19 protein-coding genes and 1 tRNA gene are annotated in these 18,389 nt (G+C 32.1%); 3 read left to right on the top strand and 17 right to left on the bottom strand.

All coding sequences use genetic code 11. The features are described 5' to 3' along the window. Window positions 1-36 precede the first annotated feature (36 nt). The 4 genes from AB6T46_RS03100 to AB6T46_RS03085 are packed head-to-tail and all read right to left on the bottom strand — an operon-like array spanning window position 37 to window position 4,121. Complete coding sequence (locus tag AB6T46_RS03100; protein WP_370931950.1) at window positions 37-789, bottom strand: amino acid ABC transporter ATP-binding protein; 753 nt, start codon at window positions 787-789, stop codon at window positions 37-39. Window positions 790-810: 21 nt separating this feature from the next. Then, complete coding sequence (locus AB6T46_RS03095) at window positions 811-1,944, bottom strand: amino acid ABC transporter permease (protein WP_370931949.1); 1,134 nt, start codon at window positions 1,942-1,944, stop codon at window positions 811-813. 2 nt (window positions 1,945-1,946) lie between these two features. Beyond that, window positions 1,947-3,038 carry an ABC transporter permease subunit gene (locus AB6T46_RS03090; protein ID WP_370931948.1) on the bottom strand — a complete coding sequence of 364 codons (1,092 nt, stop codon included), beginning with the start codon at window positions 3,036-3,038 and terminating at the stop codon, window positions 1,947-1,949. Between the two features lie 45 nt (window positions 3,039-3,083). Then, window positions 3,084-4,121, bottom strand: a complete 1,038-nt coding sequence (locus AB6T46_RS03085; RefSeq protein ID WP_370931947.1) for an amino acid ABC transporter substrate-binding protein — start codon at window positions 4,119-4,121, stop codon at window positions 3,084-3,086. Between the two features lie 246 nt (window positions 4,122-4,367). Between AB6T46_RS03085 and accB the strand changes: the two genes are divergently transcribed. The 3 genes from accB to AB6T46_RS03070 all read left to right on the top strand — a co-directional run bounded on the left by accB (window position 4,368) and on the right by AB6T46_RS03070 (window position 6,371). After that, window positions 4,368-4,841, top strand: a complete 474-nt coding sequence (accB, locus tag AB6T46_RS03080) for an acetyl-CoA carboxylase biotin carboxyl carrier protein (protein WP_370931946.1) — start codon at window positions 4,368-4,370, stop codon at window positions 4,839-4,841. 9 nt (window positions 4,842-4,850) lie between these two features. After that, complete coding sequence (gene accC, locus AB6T46_RS03075) at window positions 4,851-6,200, top strand: acetyl-CoA carboxylase biotin carboxylase subunit (protein WP_370931945.1); 1,350 nt, start codon at window positions 4,851-4,853, stop codon at window positions 6,198-6,200. Between the two features lie 95 nt (window positions 6,201-6,295). Continuing rightward, a tRNA-Thr gene (locus AB6T46_RS03070) sits at window positions 6,296-6,371 on the top strand. A 122-nt stretch (window positions 6,372-6,493) separates the two neighbouring features. On the opposite strand, the gene AB6T46_RS03065 is transcribed toward AB6T46_RS03070, so the two are convergent. The 13 genes from AB6T46_RS03065 to AB6T46_RS03005 all read right to left on the bottom strand — a co-directional run bounded on the left by AB6T46_RS03065 (window position 6,494) and on the right by AB6T46_RS03005 (window position 18,378). Beyond that, complete coding sequence (locus AB6T46_RS03065; protein ID WP_370931944.1) at window positions 6,494-6,706, bottom strand: hypothetical protein; 213 nt, start codon at window positions 6,704-6,706, stop codon at window positions 6,494-6,496. Window positions 6,707-6,718: 12 nt separating this feature from the next. Then, window positions 6,719-6,853, bottom strand: a complete 135-nt coding sequence (locus tag AB6T46_RS03060; protein ID WP_370931708.1) for a hypothetical protein — start codon at window positions 6,851-6,853, stop codon at window positions 6,719-6,721. Continuing rightward, window positions 6,837-7,064: a hypothetical protein gene (locus AB6T46_RS03055; RefSeq protein ID WP_370931943.1), complete on the bottom strand. Its 228-nt coding sequence runs from the start codon at window positions 7,062-7,064 to the stop codon at window positions 6,837-6,839. Before AB6T46_RS03055 ends, AB6T46_RS03060 begins: the two co-directional genes overlap by 17 nt. A gap of 108 nt (window positions 7,065-7,172) precedes the next feature. Continuing rightward, window positions 7,173-7,448 carry a hypothetical protein gene (locus AB6T46_RS03050; RefSeq protein ID WP_370931942.1) on the bottom strand — a complete coding sequence of 92 codons (276 nt, stop codon included), beginning with the start codon at window positions 7,446-7,448 and terminating at the stop codon, window positions 7,173-7,175. A 1-nt stretch (window position 7,449) separates the two neighbouring features. Beyond that, entirely contained in the window at window positions 7,450-8,229 is a 780-nt protein-coding gene (locus AB6T46_RS03045; RefSeq protein WP_370931941.1) for a phage antirepressor KilAC domain-containing protein, read from the bottom strand. Between the two features lie 552 nt (window positions 8,230-8,781). Continuing rightward, the gene (locus AB6T46_RS03040; protein ID WP_370931940.1) at window positions 8,782-9,480 is read right to left on the bottom strand and encodes a hypothetical protein; all 699 of its coding nucleotides are present in this window, start codon (window positions 9,478-9,480) and stop codon (window positions 8,782-8,784) included. Window positions 9,481-9,569: 89 nt separating this feature from the next. After that, complete coding sequence (locus AB6T46_RS03035) at window positions 9,570-10,247, bottom strand: lysozyme (protein ID WP_370931042.1); 678 nt, start codon at window positions 10,245-10,247, stop codon at window positions 9,570-9,572. A gap of 65 nt (window positions 10,248-10,312) precedes the next feature. Next, the gene (locus AB6T46_RS03030; protein WP_370931939.1) at window positions 10,313-10,795 is read right to left on the bottom strand and encodes a hypothetical protein; all 483 of its coding nucleotides are present in this window, start codon (window positions 10,793-10,795) and stop codon (window positions 10,313-10,315) included. Window positions 10,796-10,870: 75 nt separating this feature from the next. Then, window positions 10,871-11,716: a phage tail protein gene (locus AB6T46_RS03025; protein WP_370931938.1), complete on the bottom strand. Its 846-nt coding sequence runs from the start codon at window positions 11,714-11,716 to the stop codon at window positions 10,871-10,873. A gap of 227 nt (window positions 11,717-11,943) precedes the next feature. Next, window positions 11,944-14,229: a phage tail protein gene (locus tag AB6T46_RS03020; protein WP_370931937.1), complete on the bottom strand. Its 2,286-nt coding sequence runs from the start codon at window positions 14,227-14,229 to the stop codon at window positions 11,944-11,946. Window positions 14,230-14,241: 12 nt separating this feature from the next. Beyond that, window positions 14,242-14,871: a hypothetical protein gene (locus tag AB6T46_RS03015; protein ID WP_370931936.1), complete on the bottom strand. Its 630-nt coding sequence runs from the start codon at window positions 14,869-14,871 to the stop codon at window positions 14,242-14,244. After that, window positions 14,868-15,473 carry a hypothetical protein gene (locus AB6T46_RS03010; RefSeq protein ID WP_370931935.1) on the bottom strand — a complete coding sequence of 202 codons (606 nt, stop codon included), beginning with the start codon at window positions 15,471-15,473 and terminating at the stop codon, window positions 14,868-14,870. Before AB6T46_RS03010 ends, AB6T46_RS03015 begins: the two co-directional genes overlap by 4 nt. 10 nt (window positions 15,474-15,483) lie before the next feature. Further along, window positions 15,484-18,378 carry a tape measure protein gene (locus AB6T46_RS03005; protein ID WP_370931934.1) on the bottom strand — a complete coding sequence of 965 codons (2,895 nt, stop codon included), beginning with the start codon at window positions 18,376-18,378 and terminating at the stop codon, window positions 15,484-15,486. Between the last annotated feature and the right edge of the window lie 11 nt (window positions 18,379-18,389).

Below are 18,389 nucleotides of genomic sequence, written 5' to 3'. Positions count from 1 at the left end.
ATTATGACATCACTAAATTAAATAACTAGTTATAGATTATAATAATTGCCCTAAAAAACTTTTTGTTCTTTCATGTTGCGGATCATCAAAAAAGCTTTTAGCGTCTGCTACTTCAATTATCTGACCCTGATCCATAAAAATTACCTTATCAGCCAGCTGCCGCGCAAATTCCATTTCATGTGTTACACAAATCATAGTCATACCATCTTTTGCTAACTCTAATATAGTATCCAAAACCTCTTTAACCATTTCTGGATCTAGAGCTGAGGTAGGTTCATCAAATAACATCATTTTAGGATTCATACATAATGCTCTAGCTATAGCAACCCTTTGTTGTTGTCCACCAGATAATTCAGCAGGATATTTATCCGCTTGATCCAGAATATGAACCCTATCTAAATATTCATAAGCTATTTTTTTAGCTTGTTTTTTAGTTAATTTTTTTACCCAAATAGGTGCTAAAGTACAATTTTGCAAGATAGTTAAATGAGGAAATAAATTAAAACTTTGGAATACCATACCGATATCTTTACGTACCAACTCTACATTTTTTAACTTATCATCTAATTTAATTCCATTAACTATAATTTCACCTTCTTGAAAATTTTCTAATCGATTAATACATCTAATCAAAGTAGATTTACCTGATCCTGAGGGTCCAATTATTACAATTTTTTCTCCTTCTTGCACATTAAGATTAATATCTCTTAAGACATGGTAATCACCATACCATTTATTAACTTTACACATCTGCACAGAAAAATTATTTTTAGTCGTAGAGTTATACATAAATTACTCCAATTTTAACAGTTATTTAAATTTACGTTCTAAATATTTAGAGTATCTAGACATAGAAAAGCAAATAACCCAAAATATTATTCCAAGAAATATTAATCCAGTTGTTGGCGTTACAGGCGTTAACCACTCTGGTAATAATGCTAATCTTCTTACTATACCAATAAAATCAAACATAGAAATAACATATACTAAGCTTGTATCTTTAAAAATTCCAATAATAGTATTAACTATAGCTGGCAAACTACGTCTTATAGCCTGCGGTAAAATTATTAATAAATAGATTAACAATTTTGTCATACCTAAAGCTTTGCCAACCTCATATTGTCCTTTTTCAATAGATGCTATACCCCCTCTTATAACCTCTGCTATATATACAGAAGAAAATAAAATAATAGCTATTAAAGCACGTAAAAATTTATTAGAATCAAAATAACCCGGCAGTAATAACGGTAATAAAAATATAACAGCAAATAAAATAGCTATTAAAGGAAATGATCGAATAACTTCAATAAAAAAGGTTGCTAAGACAGAAAAAAACTTATTAGTCGATAATCTCATAAGTGCTAAAATTGAACCTAAAGGTAGTGAAAAACTAATAGCCATATAAGCAATAACAAAAGTTAAAAACAGACCTCCTAATTTATCCATATCTACAATAGTTAAACCAAAGTAACCTCCGTGAACCAAAAAATAACCCACTATTGGTAAAAATATAAAAGCAAAAATAGCATTGAGAATTTTAAAAGGTGCTTTTAAAATAAGTAATGGTAGAATAACTACAACAAACATAACAGCTAATAAATTAAGTCGCCATATTTCTGAAATTGGATAATCGCCATAAATAAAACTAGTAATATTATTAATTACGAAAGGCCAACAAGCACCGCTCCAACCATTTTCTTGAATTCCACCTTGATTTATAGTAGCACAAGCAAGTCTATTATCTCCATTCCACACAGCATCAAAAATCAACCATTGAGATAAATTTTTAATTAATACAAAAATAATAATAAAGCAAAATATCGTAACTATAGTATCAAAAGTTGAAGCAAATAAAGAATTGCCTATTTTTTTTATTATATTTTTATCTTTTGCTAAAGCGCGAGAATCTATTAATTTATCTCTTACAAAATGGTCTTTGCTCATCACTATCTCCTTTTTTGTAAGTATAAATTTTTATTAAAATAATTCATAATAAAAGAGACGAATAAACTCAAACTACCATATACAATAAACCATAATAAAACAATTTCAACAGCTTTACTAGTTTGATTTAATATCGTGCTAGTTACGGCTACAAAATCAGGAAATCCAATTGCTACAGCTAAAGAAGTATTTTTTATTAAACTAATATAGCTATTAGTTAATGGAGGTATAATTATTCTCAATGCTATCGGCATAGTAATTTTTTGTTTAATCTGCCAAAAACTCATTCCTAGAGACTTACTTGCTTCAATAATTCCTTTATCTACAGATAATATACCTGCCCTTATAATTTCTGCACAAAAAGAAGCACTATATAAAGAAATACCAAGCACAAGTGCTAAAAATTCAGGTGTCCATTTTCCTCCTCCTAAAATATTAAACGCAGACGGTCTAGGATATTCTACGGGCATTATTAGATAAAAAGCGGCGATTAACAAAATGACACCAAAAAAACTTAATATATAAAAAATCTTTATATATTTCACGGTTATTCTAGGAACAATAAAATAATATACTGCAATTAATGCTGCTAATAATAACGGCAAAAACAAACTAAAGTAAGCTATTTGAGGAAAATGTAAACCACGTTTATTTAAAAATAATATACCACCTAAATTATAACTTTGCCGCACGTCCGGCAATAAAAATAAAATTAAAAAATAAAAAATTAAAATAATCAGTAATAATGGAATATTTCTAAAAATTTCCACATATAATCCGCATAATCTAGCTAGCAACCAATTTTTAGATATTCTTCCCAATCCAATAAAAAATCCTACAAAACTAGAAATAACGATACAAATAATAGATACATATAAACTATTAACTAAACCAACTAATATAGCCCACCAATAAGTATTATCAGGAGTGTAAGCTAGGACGGACTGACCTATATCAAAGCCAGCCCGCATATCTAAGAAAGAAAAATACGGTAATATTTTTAAGATTGATACAAATATAAAACAAATAATTGCTATTAGAATTATCCACGTTATAAAACCAAAACTCTTAAAATATTTTAAAATCTTATCCAAAGATCCGCTCCTATTATACGTTAGTTAGTATTAAATATTTAAATACTAACGTACAGGAATACCGTACATTAATCCACCCTTGGTCCATAATTCATTAAGACCGCGCGGTACATTTAAAACGCTATCTTTTCCTAAATTACGCTCAAATATTTCTCCATAATTACCAACGCCACTGATGACATAAATTATCCAATCTTTTGATAAATTTAAATCTTTACCTAAATCACTAGATTTTTCTACCCCTAAGAAACGACGAATACTAGGATTAGACGAATTTTTCATTTCTACAACATTATCCTTAGTTATACCAAATTCTTCAGCATTAACTATTACATTATGTACCCATTTTACTATATTGGTCCATTTAGGATCATCATCACGTACCATTACAGCTAACGGCTCTTTTGATATTATATCAGGTAAAACTTTATGATCATCTGGAGCAGATAATTGCAATCTAATACCGTATAAAGAAGAGTTATCCGTAGTATACACATCACAACGCCCTGCATCGTAAGCAGCATTTATCTCACTAAATTTATCAAATACTAATGGTTCATAAGATATTTTATTAGCCGTAAAATAATCAGATAAGTTTAATTCTGAGGTGGTTCCTGCTTGTACACAAACAGTTGCCCCATCTAGATCCGTTGCTTTAGTTACTCCTGGATTTTTTTTAACATTTACCATAAACCCTTGCCCATCATAATAATTTATGGCTGGAAATTCAAAAGACATGCCCACATCTCTTGAAAAGGTCCAAGTAGAGTTACGCGCTAACATATCTATTTGTTTAGAAGACAACGCTGGATATTTCTCCTTAGGTGTTAAAGCTACAAAACGAACTTTATCAGGATCATTAAAGATAGCAGATGCCACTGCACGACAATAATCCACATCTATCCCTTGCCATCTGGATTGTTGATCAGGAATACTAAACCCCGCTACACCCGAACTTACGCCACACAACAAATAACCTCTAGCTTTAACATTTTCTAAGGTACCTGCATTAACATTAGCAGAATACAAAGTTAGTAACAAAAAGATAGCACTAACGATAATATTATTTCGCTTTTTATACATCATTATTCTCCCTTATATCTTACTTTAATATTTAAATAACTTTAAACAAATTGCAAGTAAGATTTTTTTCAGTAAAAAAAATAAATATTTCATACACAATATATTTCTAAATAACTTATTATGATATTTGACAATTAACTATAGTCAATATATAGACCATTCTAGATATATATTTTTAATGGTAAAAAAAATAATATCTTGTTATAATGCCACAAATGGTGAGTTTATAGTAGGAGTCTCAGCCCAATGAGTAGAAAAACCTCAGAAATTGATAAAAATTTAATTCGTGAATTAGCAGAAATTTTAAATGATACTAATCTTTCAGATATAGAAGTAGAAAATAATAATACTCGTATAAGAGTTTCTCGTACTCCTGCCCCCATAGCAGCTACAGCTTATCATATGCCTCAAAATCCTGTGCTCCCTGCTCAGCCAGCTCCAGCAGTTGCTACATCAAATAACCAAGATATTGACAATAGTAAAAATAATAATGCGGTAAAATCACCTATGGTAGGTACCGCCTATTTAGCACCTGCTCCAGGAAAACCGCCATTCATTTCTGTAGGACAAAAAGTTAAAAAAGGCGATCCTTTACTAATCATTGAAGCAATGAAAACGATGAATCAAATTTCTGCCCCTAATGATGGTACTGTAAAAGCAGTATTAGTTGAAGATGCCCAACCAGTAGAATTTGGCGAAGCTTTAGTAATAATAGAATAGGTTTTTCTCATGATAAAAAAGCTACTTATTGCAAATAGAGGCGAAATAGCCTTACGCATTTTACGAGCTTGTAAAGAATTAAACATAAAAACTGTTGCTGTACATTCTACTGCAGATTCTCAAGCAATGCATGTACGTTTAGCAGATGAAAGTGTATGTATAGGCCCTCCTGCTGCACGTGATAGTTACTTAAATATTTCTCAAATTATTGCAGCATGCGAAATTACTCACGCTGATGCTGTGCACCCTGGTTATGGATTTTTATCAGAAAACGCTCATTTTGCTGACATTTTAGAAGCACATAAAATTACTTTCGTAGGTCCTACAGCCGATCATATAAGGATCATGGGTGATAAAATTGAGGCTAAAAAAACAGTTAAAAAATTAGGGATACCAACTGTACCTGGTTCTGACGGCGCAGTAACAGATCCAGATGAAGCATTGAAAATAGCTGAAACTATTGGATATCCTGTAATTATTAAAGCTGCTGCAGGCGGTGGTGGACGGGGTATGAAAGTTGCCCACTGTAAAGAAGAGTTAAATATTGCACTATCTACCGCACAAACTGAAGCAAGTGCCGCTTTCGGAGATGGTTCAGTATATATAGAAAAATATCTTAATAAGCCTCGCCATATTGAAATTCAAGTCATAGGTGACGGAAAAGGAAATGCCGTACATTTAGGTGAAAGAGACTGCTCTTTACAAAGACGTCATCAAAAAGTATGGGAAGAAGCAACATCACCTGCTTTAACTGAAGAAGAAAGAAAAAAAATAGGTAAAATAGTAGCCGAATCTTGCGCAAAGTTAAAATATAAAGGCGCAGGAACAATAGAATTCTTATATGAAAATGGTGAATTTTATTTCATTGAAATGAATACTAGGCTTCAAGTTGAACATCCTATTACGGAAGCAATTACCGGTATAGATTTAGTTCACGAACAACTACGTATAGCAAATGGTGATGGATTATCAGTAACCCAAGAAAATATTAATTTTTGTGGACACGCAATAGAATGCAGAATTAATGCAGAAGATCCACGCAACTTTTTACCCTCTCCAGGTACAATAACACATTTTCATCCGCCAGGAGGTTTAGGAGTTAGAGTAGATTCAGCCGCATATTCAGGTTATAATATACCTCCTTATTACGATAGTATGATCGGTAAGTTAATAATATATGGTAGAAATCGTAAAGAATGTTTAATGCGTTTAAATAGAGCCTTAAATGAGTTTGTAATTGACGGTGTAAAAACAACTTTACCGTTATTTCGCGAACTAATAAAAGAAGATGATATTCAAACCGGTAACTATAACATTCACTGGTTAGAAAATTATCTTAAAAACTCTGAAACAGAATAACCTCTAAATTACCACTTTAACTAGTTAAAATTGTGGAAAAAATAAAATTAAAATTCATATTGTTACAATGATATGATAAATAAAGTAACAATGTTGCCCTTGTAGCTCAGTTGGTAGAGCACCTGACTTGTAATCAGGGGGTCGGGAGTTCGAGTCTCTCCGGGGGCACCATTAATTTTATAAAAACCTAGGAATATCAACGATTTACAGAGGATTTAAGCTTGTGATATTACCTTTTTACCCACCCTTTTAAACTCAATGTACTTGAAAGCATACGAACGAATCTGTAAAACTTATCCCCTAGTAAATAATTTTTTTACCCATTCAAAGATGTTATCTATAGCTGTTAAAAATCTTTGACCTTCTATAACAATGACAAATATTGTAATGATAATCCATTTTAACCAACGTGATAAAGTTTTAAATGTAGAGTAAGCAGTAGCTAATTCTCTTAGCATCTGCTTTTCTTGTGTCGTTAATGGTGTTCTTTTCTTTTTATCTATCATTTTATAACCTTATCACCACTTGCAAACTTTAGCACCAGTTTCGTTATGTCTTAATAATTGTCTAGCTAACTGTGGGCTAATAACATCTAAATCTTTATATTCTAAATAAATAGGAGCAAATAAAATACAATTATCTGGTCTCGTCATTACCGCGCACCCACTTACGCAAAGAGTCACGGATATTAGCATCAGATTTCTTATTAATGTCATTTTCTACCTTTTGACGTATACCAATAGATTTTAATGTTTCTTTATCTTGCTTATTTTGTTGGTCTTGCTGTCCTAATTTAAATGCTTTAGCTAAGGCAACAAAAAAAGCGGTTATAACCGCTCCAGCAATATATAAATATTTTTTCATGCTTTGCTCCAATGCGGTTTTATCACAATGAATCATAACCTAAGGATTTTAAAATTAACAGAGTCTGTAGACGCTAAAAAGCCCCACCATAAAGCGGGGCTCTAATGTTTAAGCTACCCTAGGTAAAAAAGGCTGTAGTTCTTTAGATAAAGGTGTACCATCGTCTAGACAAGCAAATCTAACCGCTTCACAATAAAGTTTTCTAAAAGCATCCTCAATATTAGTTATAGGAGCTTTGGAAAGATTTTCTCGTACAAATTTAAAAGAGCTTAAAGCCTCGTTCCACTCATCAACATCTTGGTCACAATCACGATAGAATAATTGATTTAATGCTAAATAAGCTTCAAATAATACTTCTATTTGAGTTTTATTACATTTATACATATTATGCTACCTCCGCTGATTGGAAAGATTCAGATAACTTAACCATACCTTTACTAGTAATCTTTGCTTGTGATGTAGTAAATTCAGAGCCATCTGCTCTAGTTACAGTCGTAGTTGAACAATCCATCAAACCAGATTTTAAAACATTTTGATAAGGGATAAAGTTTTTACTGCCACCCCTCCTATAAATCCAACCAGAACTCTGTAAGTATCTAAATAAATCTTTAGGACGCATCTCTAAAACTTTAGCAGCATCAGTTATACACCATAAACCATCAGAACGTGTTAAATGCTCTAAAGCCTTAACTTTGGGTTCTTGTTCTTTAACTATCTCTTGTAATTTTATAACCTTATTAACATTATCTAATAATAATGTTTTTAAATTGTCTGGATTATTTAATACTTCATCAATATTAGTAGTCTTAGGTTGTTGTTCTAATTCTAACCAGCGGTCAACAATCTTTGCTCTTAGTGTTGTGCTATAACCAGATACTAGAATTAAACACTCGCGTTTAGGTAGGTGATAGCATTTTTGTTGCTTTTTGTACTTATCAAAATAGATGCCCTCAAATTTGAGGAGATCTTTTTCAGCATACAAATCCTCTAACATTTTCTTGATATCACGCATAACATTATCATGTCTTTTATTACACAACTTAGCAATCTCACGACTAGACATAGTTAACACTGATGTTGCTACATCTTTGTCTTGAGCCTGTTTTAATTGAGAGTTCTTTTTAGCTTTTTGGGCATTGTTTATATAATTGATTAAACCGTCCATGGCTTTTCTCCTAACTGTATTAAAGTTTTTGATTAAACACCATATAATGGTGTCGGGTGCTCAAAAACACGGCAGTTAGTCCGTCGTTATGCCTTCCCCTTACAGGTATTGTATAGCATAACCACACCCGACATAAAACGTATGCTTAAACAGCATAGTAATAAATCGAATTATTTGGAAACGGTAAATAAATTTCGGTTATTTATCCGCTAACTGTTTAGTGTTTTTGAGGCACTGTAGGATTAGGCTATAATATTTTTTAGCCTTTGTCAAATGGTTTTTTGTATTTTACTGTTGATGATTCGTTAGCTGTTCTACCTTTGCTTACCAGAATTGGGAAGCAAACATTTACTAAAATTTTGAAAAAGATATAAAAAACTTTTCCCCGAAATTGGGGAAAACTAAACTTTAATGCTCGCCAAAACGTGCGACCGTTAATACAATCCTGTTTTTAATTATTTTTCTTAGAGAAGGAAATAGCTATCACAATAACATGTGATAGCTATAACTTTGGTTTGACTATGTAAATTAACTTATCCAGACCATACAATATTATCTACGACCACTTATATTAGTTGCTCTCTTAATGTTAGAAGCATCTATATAACCAAAAATCTTATTATCACCAGCAACTTGAAGATTACCATTAATCAAAACATTACCGCTAATTTCAGCATTCCCACAAACCATTGCCATCTGCATAAGTATAGGACCATCATGAATCTTAGCATTGTTAAAAACTTCAACATCATCCAAAATTATAGCGTAATCAGAAATATGAGCGTTGTCATAAACTAGAGCATTCCCATAAACTTCCGCCGAATCTACTTTAGCATTACCGAAAACTTTAGCATTACCAGAAATTATAGCACCACCATAAATTTCAGCATTGTCAAAAATTGCAGCATAGTCAAGAATTGTAGCTTCACCATAAATTTTAGCATTACCGAAAACTTTAGCATCGTCAAAAATTGCACCACTACCGTAAACTATAGCCGCATCAGCTACCCAACTATCACCTTTATGGGATAAATTATTTTCAGATTGAATAAAACCTCCAAGGTCCCCTTTCTTAATGTAATCACCTATGTCTCTTAAAGCCTTAATACGACAAACTTTTACTTCATTCTCTGTTATGCACTCACTAGTAATTTCGTATTTTTTCTCTGTATCTTTAGCCTGAACTTGTATATTGCTAAAGACAAATACTACAAAAACACTCAATGCTCTTAAAATACTTTTAAACTTCATCTGCTTCTCCTTACAAATATTAATTTAGAAAATTATAACATATATCTAAATTTTTCTATAGGCAACAATATCCTTACCTACATCCACTCTTACCCCCTCATCCGCTTAATTACCGCGAACAAAGTTAATCCAATACCAAGCAAGGTTAGGATGGCAAAGAGATAACGTAAGATGGTAAAATTTTCTGATTGTGGCTGTATTTCTCTAGCTATCTCGGTAAAAGTTGCACCTAAAGCACCTATAGAGGTAACTGCAACGGCTTTACCTTCTTTTGTTTTGCTTATCTGCTCTTGTTCGTCTCTATCACAATCTACACATTGAGAGGATACTCTTGAACCTTTAGCCCATAAACCGACCTCCGCTGACCTACGATTAACTAATCCTTGTGATATTTTACCACCGCTATAAGTCCAACGCATTAGCTCTTGCGGGACAGCATCATAGTTACCCTTATTAAGCTTCTTTAATAACTTAGAACCTTTAAAAGCAGTAACACCAATATTAAAAGCAAAAGAAACTAAGCAAGCAAATTGATTATCTGTTAAATCAACTTTTACATATTTTGAAACAGCCTCTTCAAATCTAGCTAAATCCTTTAATAAAAGATTTTCTGCTTGATTACGGCTAATCTGTTGTCCTATCTTTACATCTTTTCCTGTATGACCGTAACCTATAGTTAACACACCAGCAACATCACGATAAGCCTCTAAACGTAGACCTTCCCATTGTTTAATACAAGAAAGACCATATTTACTTATTTTTCGCATGTTTACTCCATAAAATAAAAAAATAGCATGGAGTAAATAAGCTTAACAGAGTCTGTAGACTATATTTATAGAGAATGTTCTTTAAAACTAGATAAGTTATAATCCGTTAAATTATCTGGCTGTAGTAGGTGCATAACTAATATTTTAGGCTTAGTATCAAACTCAGCAGATTGATGGGTAGCAAACATAGTAACAATATCTTCATCAGATATAAACGTTATCCCTGACCATTCATTTGTTAACTCGTACCCTTTAGCAAATATCTTATTCTTTAAAAAGATTTTATCTGTTAAATCTATTCCTAAAAATTCTTTCTTGTCAGATAATTTAAAGATAGTCTTAATTGACTCATTCGGTAAGTCGTTAGCTAAACCTAAGATTATTTTAAATAAATTACCGTCATGAACCTTATATTTACGTATTAAATAATCACCACTAAAAACATCTACAAATTTATCTTCTTTTTCTGTAGGTTTAAAATGCATAATTTTGCTCTGAAAATTAAGATTAATTTCATCACTTAATCTGCCTTGTTTTATTAAACTCATAATTTATCCTTTCATAAAAAATAATAAAGATTATTACCAACTAAAGAATAAATTAACAGGGTCTATAGACCCTAATTACCTAACTTTTATATGATAAGCTACAGCATAGTTTTTAGGTCTGGTTTCACTACCGCCAGTATATTCTGAACGAGTTGCTCTTTCATTACCGTCACCATATAAAGGGGAACCATAGGCAAGAGACCAAGGCTTAGCATAATTACCTGTCTCATATATATTATAATGCCTATGGCTTTTTAATTCATCTGTTTGATAACTTCCTATCTTTCTATCCTTACCATCAACGTCTAAGCCTCTACCACCATCTAGACCTCGTAAAAAGCTACCGCGTAAATCAGGTAATTTAAAATAATCTACATCTCTTATCCAAGGAATAGCCCTAATTTGGAATTTACTAAAAACTTCTCTTATCTGCGAAAGTTTCGGCTCTTTACCATCATTATTTTTCCAATATCTTACAGAACCTCTTACCTTTCTATATTCCTCTTCCCAATAGATATAATTAGATACTAATCTAGTAAATACTTCTAGCAAATCTGTCTCAACAACATTTTTATCTTTATTATTATTTATTAATTTTTGTGATAAGCCACTCATTGAGCTGACATTATTATTTATTGTACTATCACTATTTCTTTCATCTTTTTGTTTAAATAACTCTATGTTTGCTAATAATAACGATAAATATTTTTTTATCTCTTCATCTAACTCCTCATTAGCTGGATTGGTTAAAAACTCTTGGCATATATTTTCATTTAACCTATTTAACTCAGATTGTTTATTATCCCACCAATCATCACCTATAAGTTTATATAATTCTGGATAATCTTTTTTCGGTAATGATCTACCGTTACAATACATCCAACCGCTAATGTCGTTTGTATGAACAAAGGCACTGATCATACCTATAGGAGTGGATACAACTTCATCATTAAAAGTTAATTCTTTAGTTTCAGTAAAAGTTAAATTATTTTCTGTCTTGCCTACAATAGTCTTTAATTCAAAAGCATTTGCTTTATTATCTGTTTTAGGAGATAAATTAAAGTAAGCTGTCCCAACACCATTTGCAAATACTACTTTATCACTATTTAAAATAGCATAATTACCACGTTGTTCAGAGACAACTAACTCTATTGAAGGTGTAAATTGATATCTTTATTACATTTATCACTATTTAAGGTAGCACCTAAACCAACACGCACTTCTGCTTTATCTTTAATGTAAGTTGCTTCAGCACGAAAGTAACCTTTAGCATCAACATTACCAAGACTTAAATCAATAGAATTAATCTTTCTAGCTAAGACAGTTAAACCATCGTTAGTCTGTTCTAACTTATTAATTAAACTATCTTGCACTTGGCTGATTGTGCCATCTAACTCAGCTTTATTATTATCAACCTTAGCACTTAAAGATTTAGTAGCATTAGTAACTACTACTATCTTTTGCTCATATTTTGCACCTTGGTCTGCTAACTTTTGGGTAAAATGCTTTGCACCTTGTTCAATTAAATTATTAACTTCTTGTATATCTTCTTTTTGCTTTTTAGCAAGGTCGGCCGTAATAAAATCTTTAATATCTTTTTGTAATAAATCTTTTGATATTGGTCTAATTTGTTGGGTAGTAATTTCTTCCCAATGTGACCAAATAAATTCTTTAGTTTTTTTATATTTACCATATTTAGCTCTAACCGCATATTTAGTTAAAGGCTGTAAAGCGTTAGGACTAATAAATATTTCTCCCTGACGTGGTCTGTCTGACCTACCAGAATGAATAGTTTTTTTACTGGCAGATTCTCTTATTTCAAATTCAACAAAATCAACATCTAAAACATCTTTATCCCATTTAATACGAATACCATTGCGAACATCAACACCTCGGGTATCTTTTAAAACCTCCGCAAATACCATAAAATCACTGATAGATTGTTTTATTATTACATGTTCAATATCTGGTGTATAATCTAACGGCTTTAAATCATCTGCATGCGGAAGATAATGATTAGGGTCAACCTCAATCATACGAAGTTCAACCGTTAAATCAGCTTTATGTAAAACATAAATAATACGAAATAATTTCTTTTGATAGTTAAAATATTCAGAAGTCCAGCTTATCACATCATTAGGCTCTAAATGCCAATATCTACTTGGTAACGAAATTTCATGAGCTGAGGATTTTTTACTTTCATCGATAAAAGAACGTAACAATCTTTTAATTTGGTAACCACTATGAACAGCTTTATAAGTGATATTAGCACCACCTTTACGTTTATAAGATAGTTCGCTTTCACCCTCTTCTTTATCTATTGTGATAGTTAATTCTTTCTTAGACCAATTTTCTTTAGGCTCTGAATAACTCGCGACAACTTCTCGTATATTTTGCGTAGTATCATTAAAAGGACTAAATATTAATTTACCATCAGCTAATAAGTCACCATCAGTAATATGTAAAATAGGCTCATCTGGAGCACCGACAAATATTTTAAATTTACCAAAACTTTCTGAAAAACTACCAGCACAAGCAAGTAATAATTCTGTTATCGCATCTCCTACTGGTTCACAAGTGTTAATTTCTAAACCAGAACTATATTGTGGTTCTATAGTACCATCTTCTAATACAATCGGCTGTCGACATTTTTCAATATATTTAATCCAATCTTCCGTTATTAACTCTGTTGCTTGTGGGTCATTCACACCAAATAATATCTCATCGCCAACCTTAAACCCTCGTAAAATATTATATATTTGTACTGCTGGTAAATTATCACCGTCACCACCCCAACTCTTAGGGTCAGCCCAACGTTGCGAACCATTACCGCCGACACTACTATCTTTAGAAGGGTCATAAAGTTTAGCGCCTTCAATTTCAAATCTGAAGATAGGAAAATTATTGCTCTTTGATGATATTTGCGAAGTCATAATAACATAAGCAACATCTTTAACTATATTTGTATCTTTCCAGTCCTTACCTGCAACTGATTGTAAATATTTATCGCTTGCTGTTTGCGTACCATTAAAAAATTTTACCCAATGACGCTGACTATTAGTTCCACTGCTCTCGCTAGTATCATCTGTACCTTCAATATAAAATACTCTTCCTTTATGACTATCATAAGGGTCAGAATTAGTAGAACTATCAAGAATAAATTTAACATCATCTGCCCAAAATGCCTTTATTCCCTTTATCGGGTGGTCAGCTAAAGCTATTACTTGAACTAAATATTCATTATATTTACCTGTAGTAGTGGCATAAATAACTGAACCTGTTACCATGGTGCGACCAACTACAAGCGTACGTGGAACTTCACCAGTACCGCCAAGAGTAGAACTAACTGATGGAGTGCTACGACGCGAAACTCCCCACCTTATTGCCTCTGCTGTAAGGTTAATAGCCAGACTAGTTAGAAATGAAATTAACATATTAGAATTCTCCTATATCCAATGTTCACCATTCCACCAAATGTCCCATCTGTAACGAAGAGCTTTGTCTCCCACCCCACCCCAAGAGAGTTTTTTCTCGCCAATGGTTTTTGTATGAGAAAAACTATAATCATTCTGTTGTCTTTTAAGTTGGTCTGCTTTGCTTCTTTTCTTAATTCCAGCGAACGCAAGCTGATAAGCTTGACTATTTAAACTAATAGAAATTGAACTTTTATTATCTGAGCTTACCTCTTCTTGGCTAGCAATAATTATACCTGTTAAAGATAAGGTAAAATCTTTATACAATAAGCCGGTAGCAGGATTTAAAAAACCAATATAAGCGGTTAGCTTTTCGTTCTTAATTGCTTGGGAGGTAAACAAACGCCGTAAATTAATATCTTGGGTTTTAATATTTAAATTATAATTTTTAAAACCTAATAAATTATCGCTAGGCACATCTTCATTAAAAAAAATATCACCCACCCCTTGACACTTATAACTTTTGCCATATATCTTAATTTCAATGTTGTCTGTACCAGACCAAAAACATCTCTCTTCCTTACCTTCAATAACTATAAAATTAGCCATTATTATTATGTTTGCTGATAATAATGCTTTTAATTCCTCAATATCTGGCATCATATTTCCACCCCTGAAAAAGTTAGCTTACCTATCTTGTGACTCGTCTTATTAATTTTTACGCTTTTAGGGTCAATTTTCATTAAAACATAAGGATTATGTAAAAAAATCTTAGATACATCACTTTTACCAACACCAAAAGATAAAGCTGGCTCAAAGAAAATTTTATTATCTTCTATCTCTAAAATTTGATGTAACGTTACTTTATCTTGCCAAATTACATTAAAATAAAAAGGTAATAGTAAATCTTTAGCATCTAAAATAATATTTTTTAGATTAACCACCTGTTTAATAGGCAAACTTTCAGGTAAGTTATTAGATAAATCAGGGGCATAAGCTTTAAAATAAAAGCCTTGGCTAATAAGTAAATTTATTAAAGATTTTGCATGTTCAAATTCTGCTAAAGTTAATATTCTGGAGTTAATAGAAATATTCCATTTAGGAGTAATATTATTATATTGAACTGTCTTACCAGATTTATCACTTATAACATCTTTCACTAAGTTAAGCGTTAAAGAGGAGACATAAAAATAACTTTGTATATAATCATCTATACCCGCTATCGGTTTAGCTTCTGGAATATTCAGAATATCTATTATTTTCATAATATCCACCCTAAACTTTATAATATTTGTTGCGTTGTTGTAGGTTCATAAAGTTATTTACACCCTCCTTAAATCGCCGATTATCTACGATATCTTCAACACTCTCCATAACAACATTTTTTATTTGCTCAACTAAACCAGTATCATCATTTTCTACATTAATGCTAAAATTAAAGATATTAGAAGATTTTTGCGATTGATTAAAATGCTGTACCTTAGGTAATTGCGGTAAACCACCTTTAGCTAAAGCTTCTAAATTTGATAAACCAATAGCTTTAACGGCATGTTGTGGAAATACATATTCACCAGCATGAACTAAACCTTTAACTTGATATTTATGCCCATCACCTGTATAACCGCCCTCACTAAATCCAGCGGCGCTTTTTAAAGCACCAATTATTGCTCCACCCCAACCACTACCTGCACTACTATTACCTAAAGCATTAAAAAATAAATCTAAACTCTTATCCATTAATCTAGAAGCTAAATTACCTAAAACATTAGCCGCAGCATGACCGAAAGCCTCAAAAGCCTTCTTACCCTCAAAAATATTTCTGATTAATTCTTTAGTTTGACTATTAACATCACTTAAAATATTTTTAAGCTCTTTAAATCTATCATTCTTTCCTCCCTTAAGCTGTGCATTTTCTGCTTTACCCGCATATATTTTATCTATATTTTCTTTAGCTTCTTGTTTCTTTTCTTCTTTGTCTTTCTTATCTAAACCTAATGCTTCTATCGAAGCGTATTCTTGGCGCAGTCTTTTTTGTTTTTCTAATTCTAAAGTTATTTGTTCTTGAGTTAATTTACCTTGCTTTAGTAAATCATTTTCTTGTTCAACTAACGCAATTTCTTCTTTAAGTTTTTGCTGTATTTTATCAAAACCCTCAAGAGCTTCATTTCTAACAATTTTTTTTGCTAGCTCATCTAATTTCTCTTTTCTATCCTTATCCAAAGTTATAAGTTGTTTAGTTGCATCTGACACTAATTTATTATAAATAGTCTGTTGTTTGGTTTCTTCTTTCTTCAAACTTAAAGATTTTTCTTGTGCTTTTATAAACTCATCAAATGCTTCTTTAGAAGGGTTCATTTTATTGGAATTTATTAGATTATTTAAATCCTCTATTTGAGCTGTTTGTTTCATCTTTTTTAGTTTTTGTATATTTTCAAATGTTTCATTGAAATCAGCTAGAACTTTTTCCTTTGCCTCCTTCGAATACGAGTTAATACCTTTAGTAACTGTTATAAATTCTTGCCTAAGGGCTTCATCAATAGGTCTTATTCCATCTATAGCTTCTTGTATTAATTTTGTACCGCCTAGTAACTGATACCTGTTTTTTGCAAGAAATTCATCTAAAAAAACTGTTTCTATCTTACCACCGGCTTTCCTAAATTCCTCACGCTGTTTAATCAATTTTAAACATAAAGCTAAATAGTCTTGTAATGACGTTCTTACACTATCTGGAACCCCCTGAAGCTTGGAAAAAGCATCAGCTTCTTTTTTTAATTCACTATATAATCCGATACCATTTTCAACCGTCTTACCATATTCTAAAAGTTTTTTCCCGGCTTTTTCTATATCTCCCCCTAAACCTTTAAAAGCATCTGAAAGCTCTTTTATTTTAGTAGGTAACGGTCTATTCCAAGGCAAATTTTTAATACCGGTTATCTCATCAATTTGTTTTTTAGCTTCCTGCATCGCCTTACCATCAAATTTAACCTTAGACGTATTTTCAGCAACTTCCAAAGCTACCACACCTAAAGCTTTCATCTCTTCGGTAATTTCTTTTGTAGTATTAGCAGCCTGATTAGCATATTGATTATATGTGTACCAAGCTAAACCAACTGCACCTAATGCTAAACCCGCACCATTTAACATTGGTGCTAAAAATTTTAACCCCTCTAACGCTGAACTAGCGCGTCGTATATCTTTTAATGATTTAACGTATTTTACCGCTGAATTTGTTGCTTCAATAGTTTTTATCGTTATCCCACCTAAAGCACGGACTAACACACCAGAACCAAAAATAAAACCAACTGAAATAGCTATATTTGCTAACGTATTAAAATTATTAGCTAAAAAATTTACACTGTCAGCTAAGGCTCTATTCGCTATATTTACGTTATTACTTTTACCAACAAAAATAGCCAAAGCTGAACCTAAATTAGTGAATGACTGAGCTAAAGTAATTGGTAGAGCTTCCATTTCTTTTTGCATCTCAGGAATAGCATCTATTAAACCTTTTATCATTACTTCAGCTGTTATTTTACCTTCTCTTGCCATAATGCCTAACTGATGAGTAGTTTTACCTAAACTCTTAGCCCAAGCACCGGTAACCCTACTTGCCTGATTAGCTAAGGTTCTAAATTGACCCATACTTAAGTTACCTTTAATAATAGCCCCTTTCAGAGCCTGCATAACTGGTATTGCCGCTTGACCACTGGTACCAGAAAGCAATAATGCCATATTAGAAGCTTCTAAAAATTTAACTTGTTCTTGACTAGATTTGCCTAATTCACCCATGACATCGGCTAATTGAATAAAATCTTCTGCTGTTTGTTTAAAAGAAAAACGAGTTCTTAAAGCTGTTTCTCCTAATTGCGATAAAATACCATTGGCCGCACCTAAGTCACCCGTTACTAATTTAATACGACCTGCTAAAATCTCCCATTCTTCAGCTAATTTTAAAATTTCTTTACCACCAAAACCTGCACCTAAAGCTAACAAAGGTGCTTTCATCGCATTAACTAAACCTTGACTAGTGGCTTGCATCTTTTTGGAAAAAGCCTTAGCTTGACGTTCAATATTATTAAAGCTTTTATTACTGATACCTTCAACCCTAGCCATACCACGCTGGAATTCTTTATCATTAACACCAAGCTTTACTATTACTGCATCACTCATTGAACTTTCCT

The organism is Bartonella sp. DGB1, assembly GCF_041345015.1.
Taxonomy (GTDB): domain Bacteria; phylum Pseudomonadota; class Alphaproteobacteria; order Rhizobiales; family Rhizobiaceae; genus DGB1.
The sequence above is the reverse complement of the archived record's forward strand: the minus strand, read 5'-3'. Positions and strand labels throughout refer to the sequence as shown.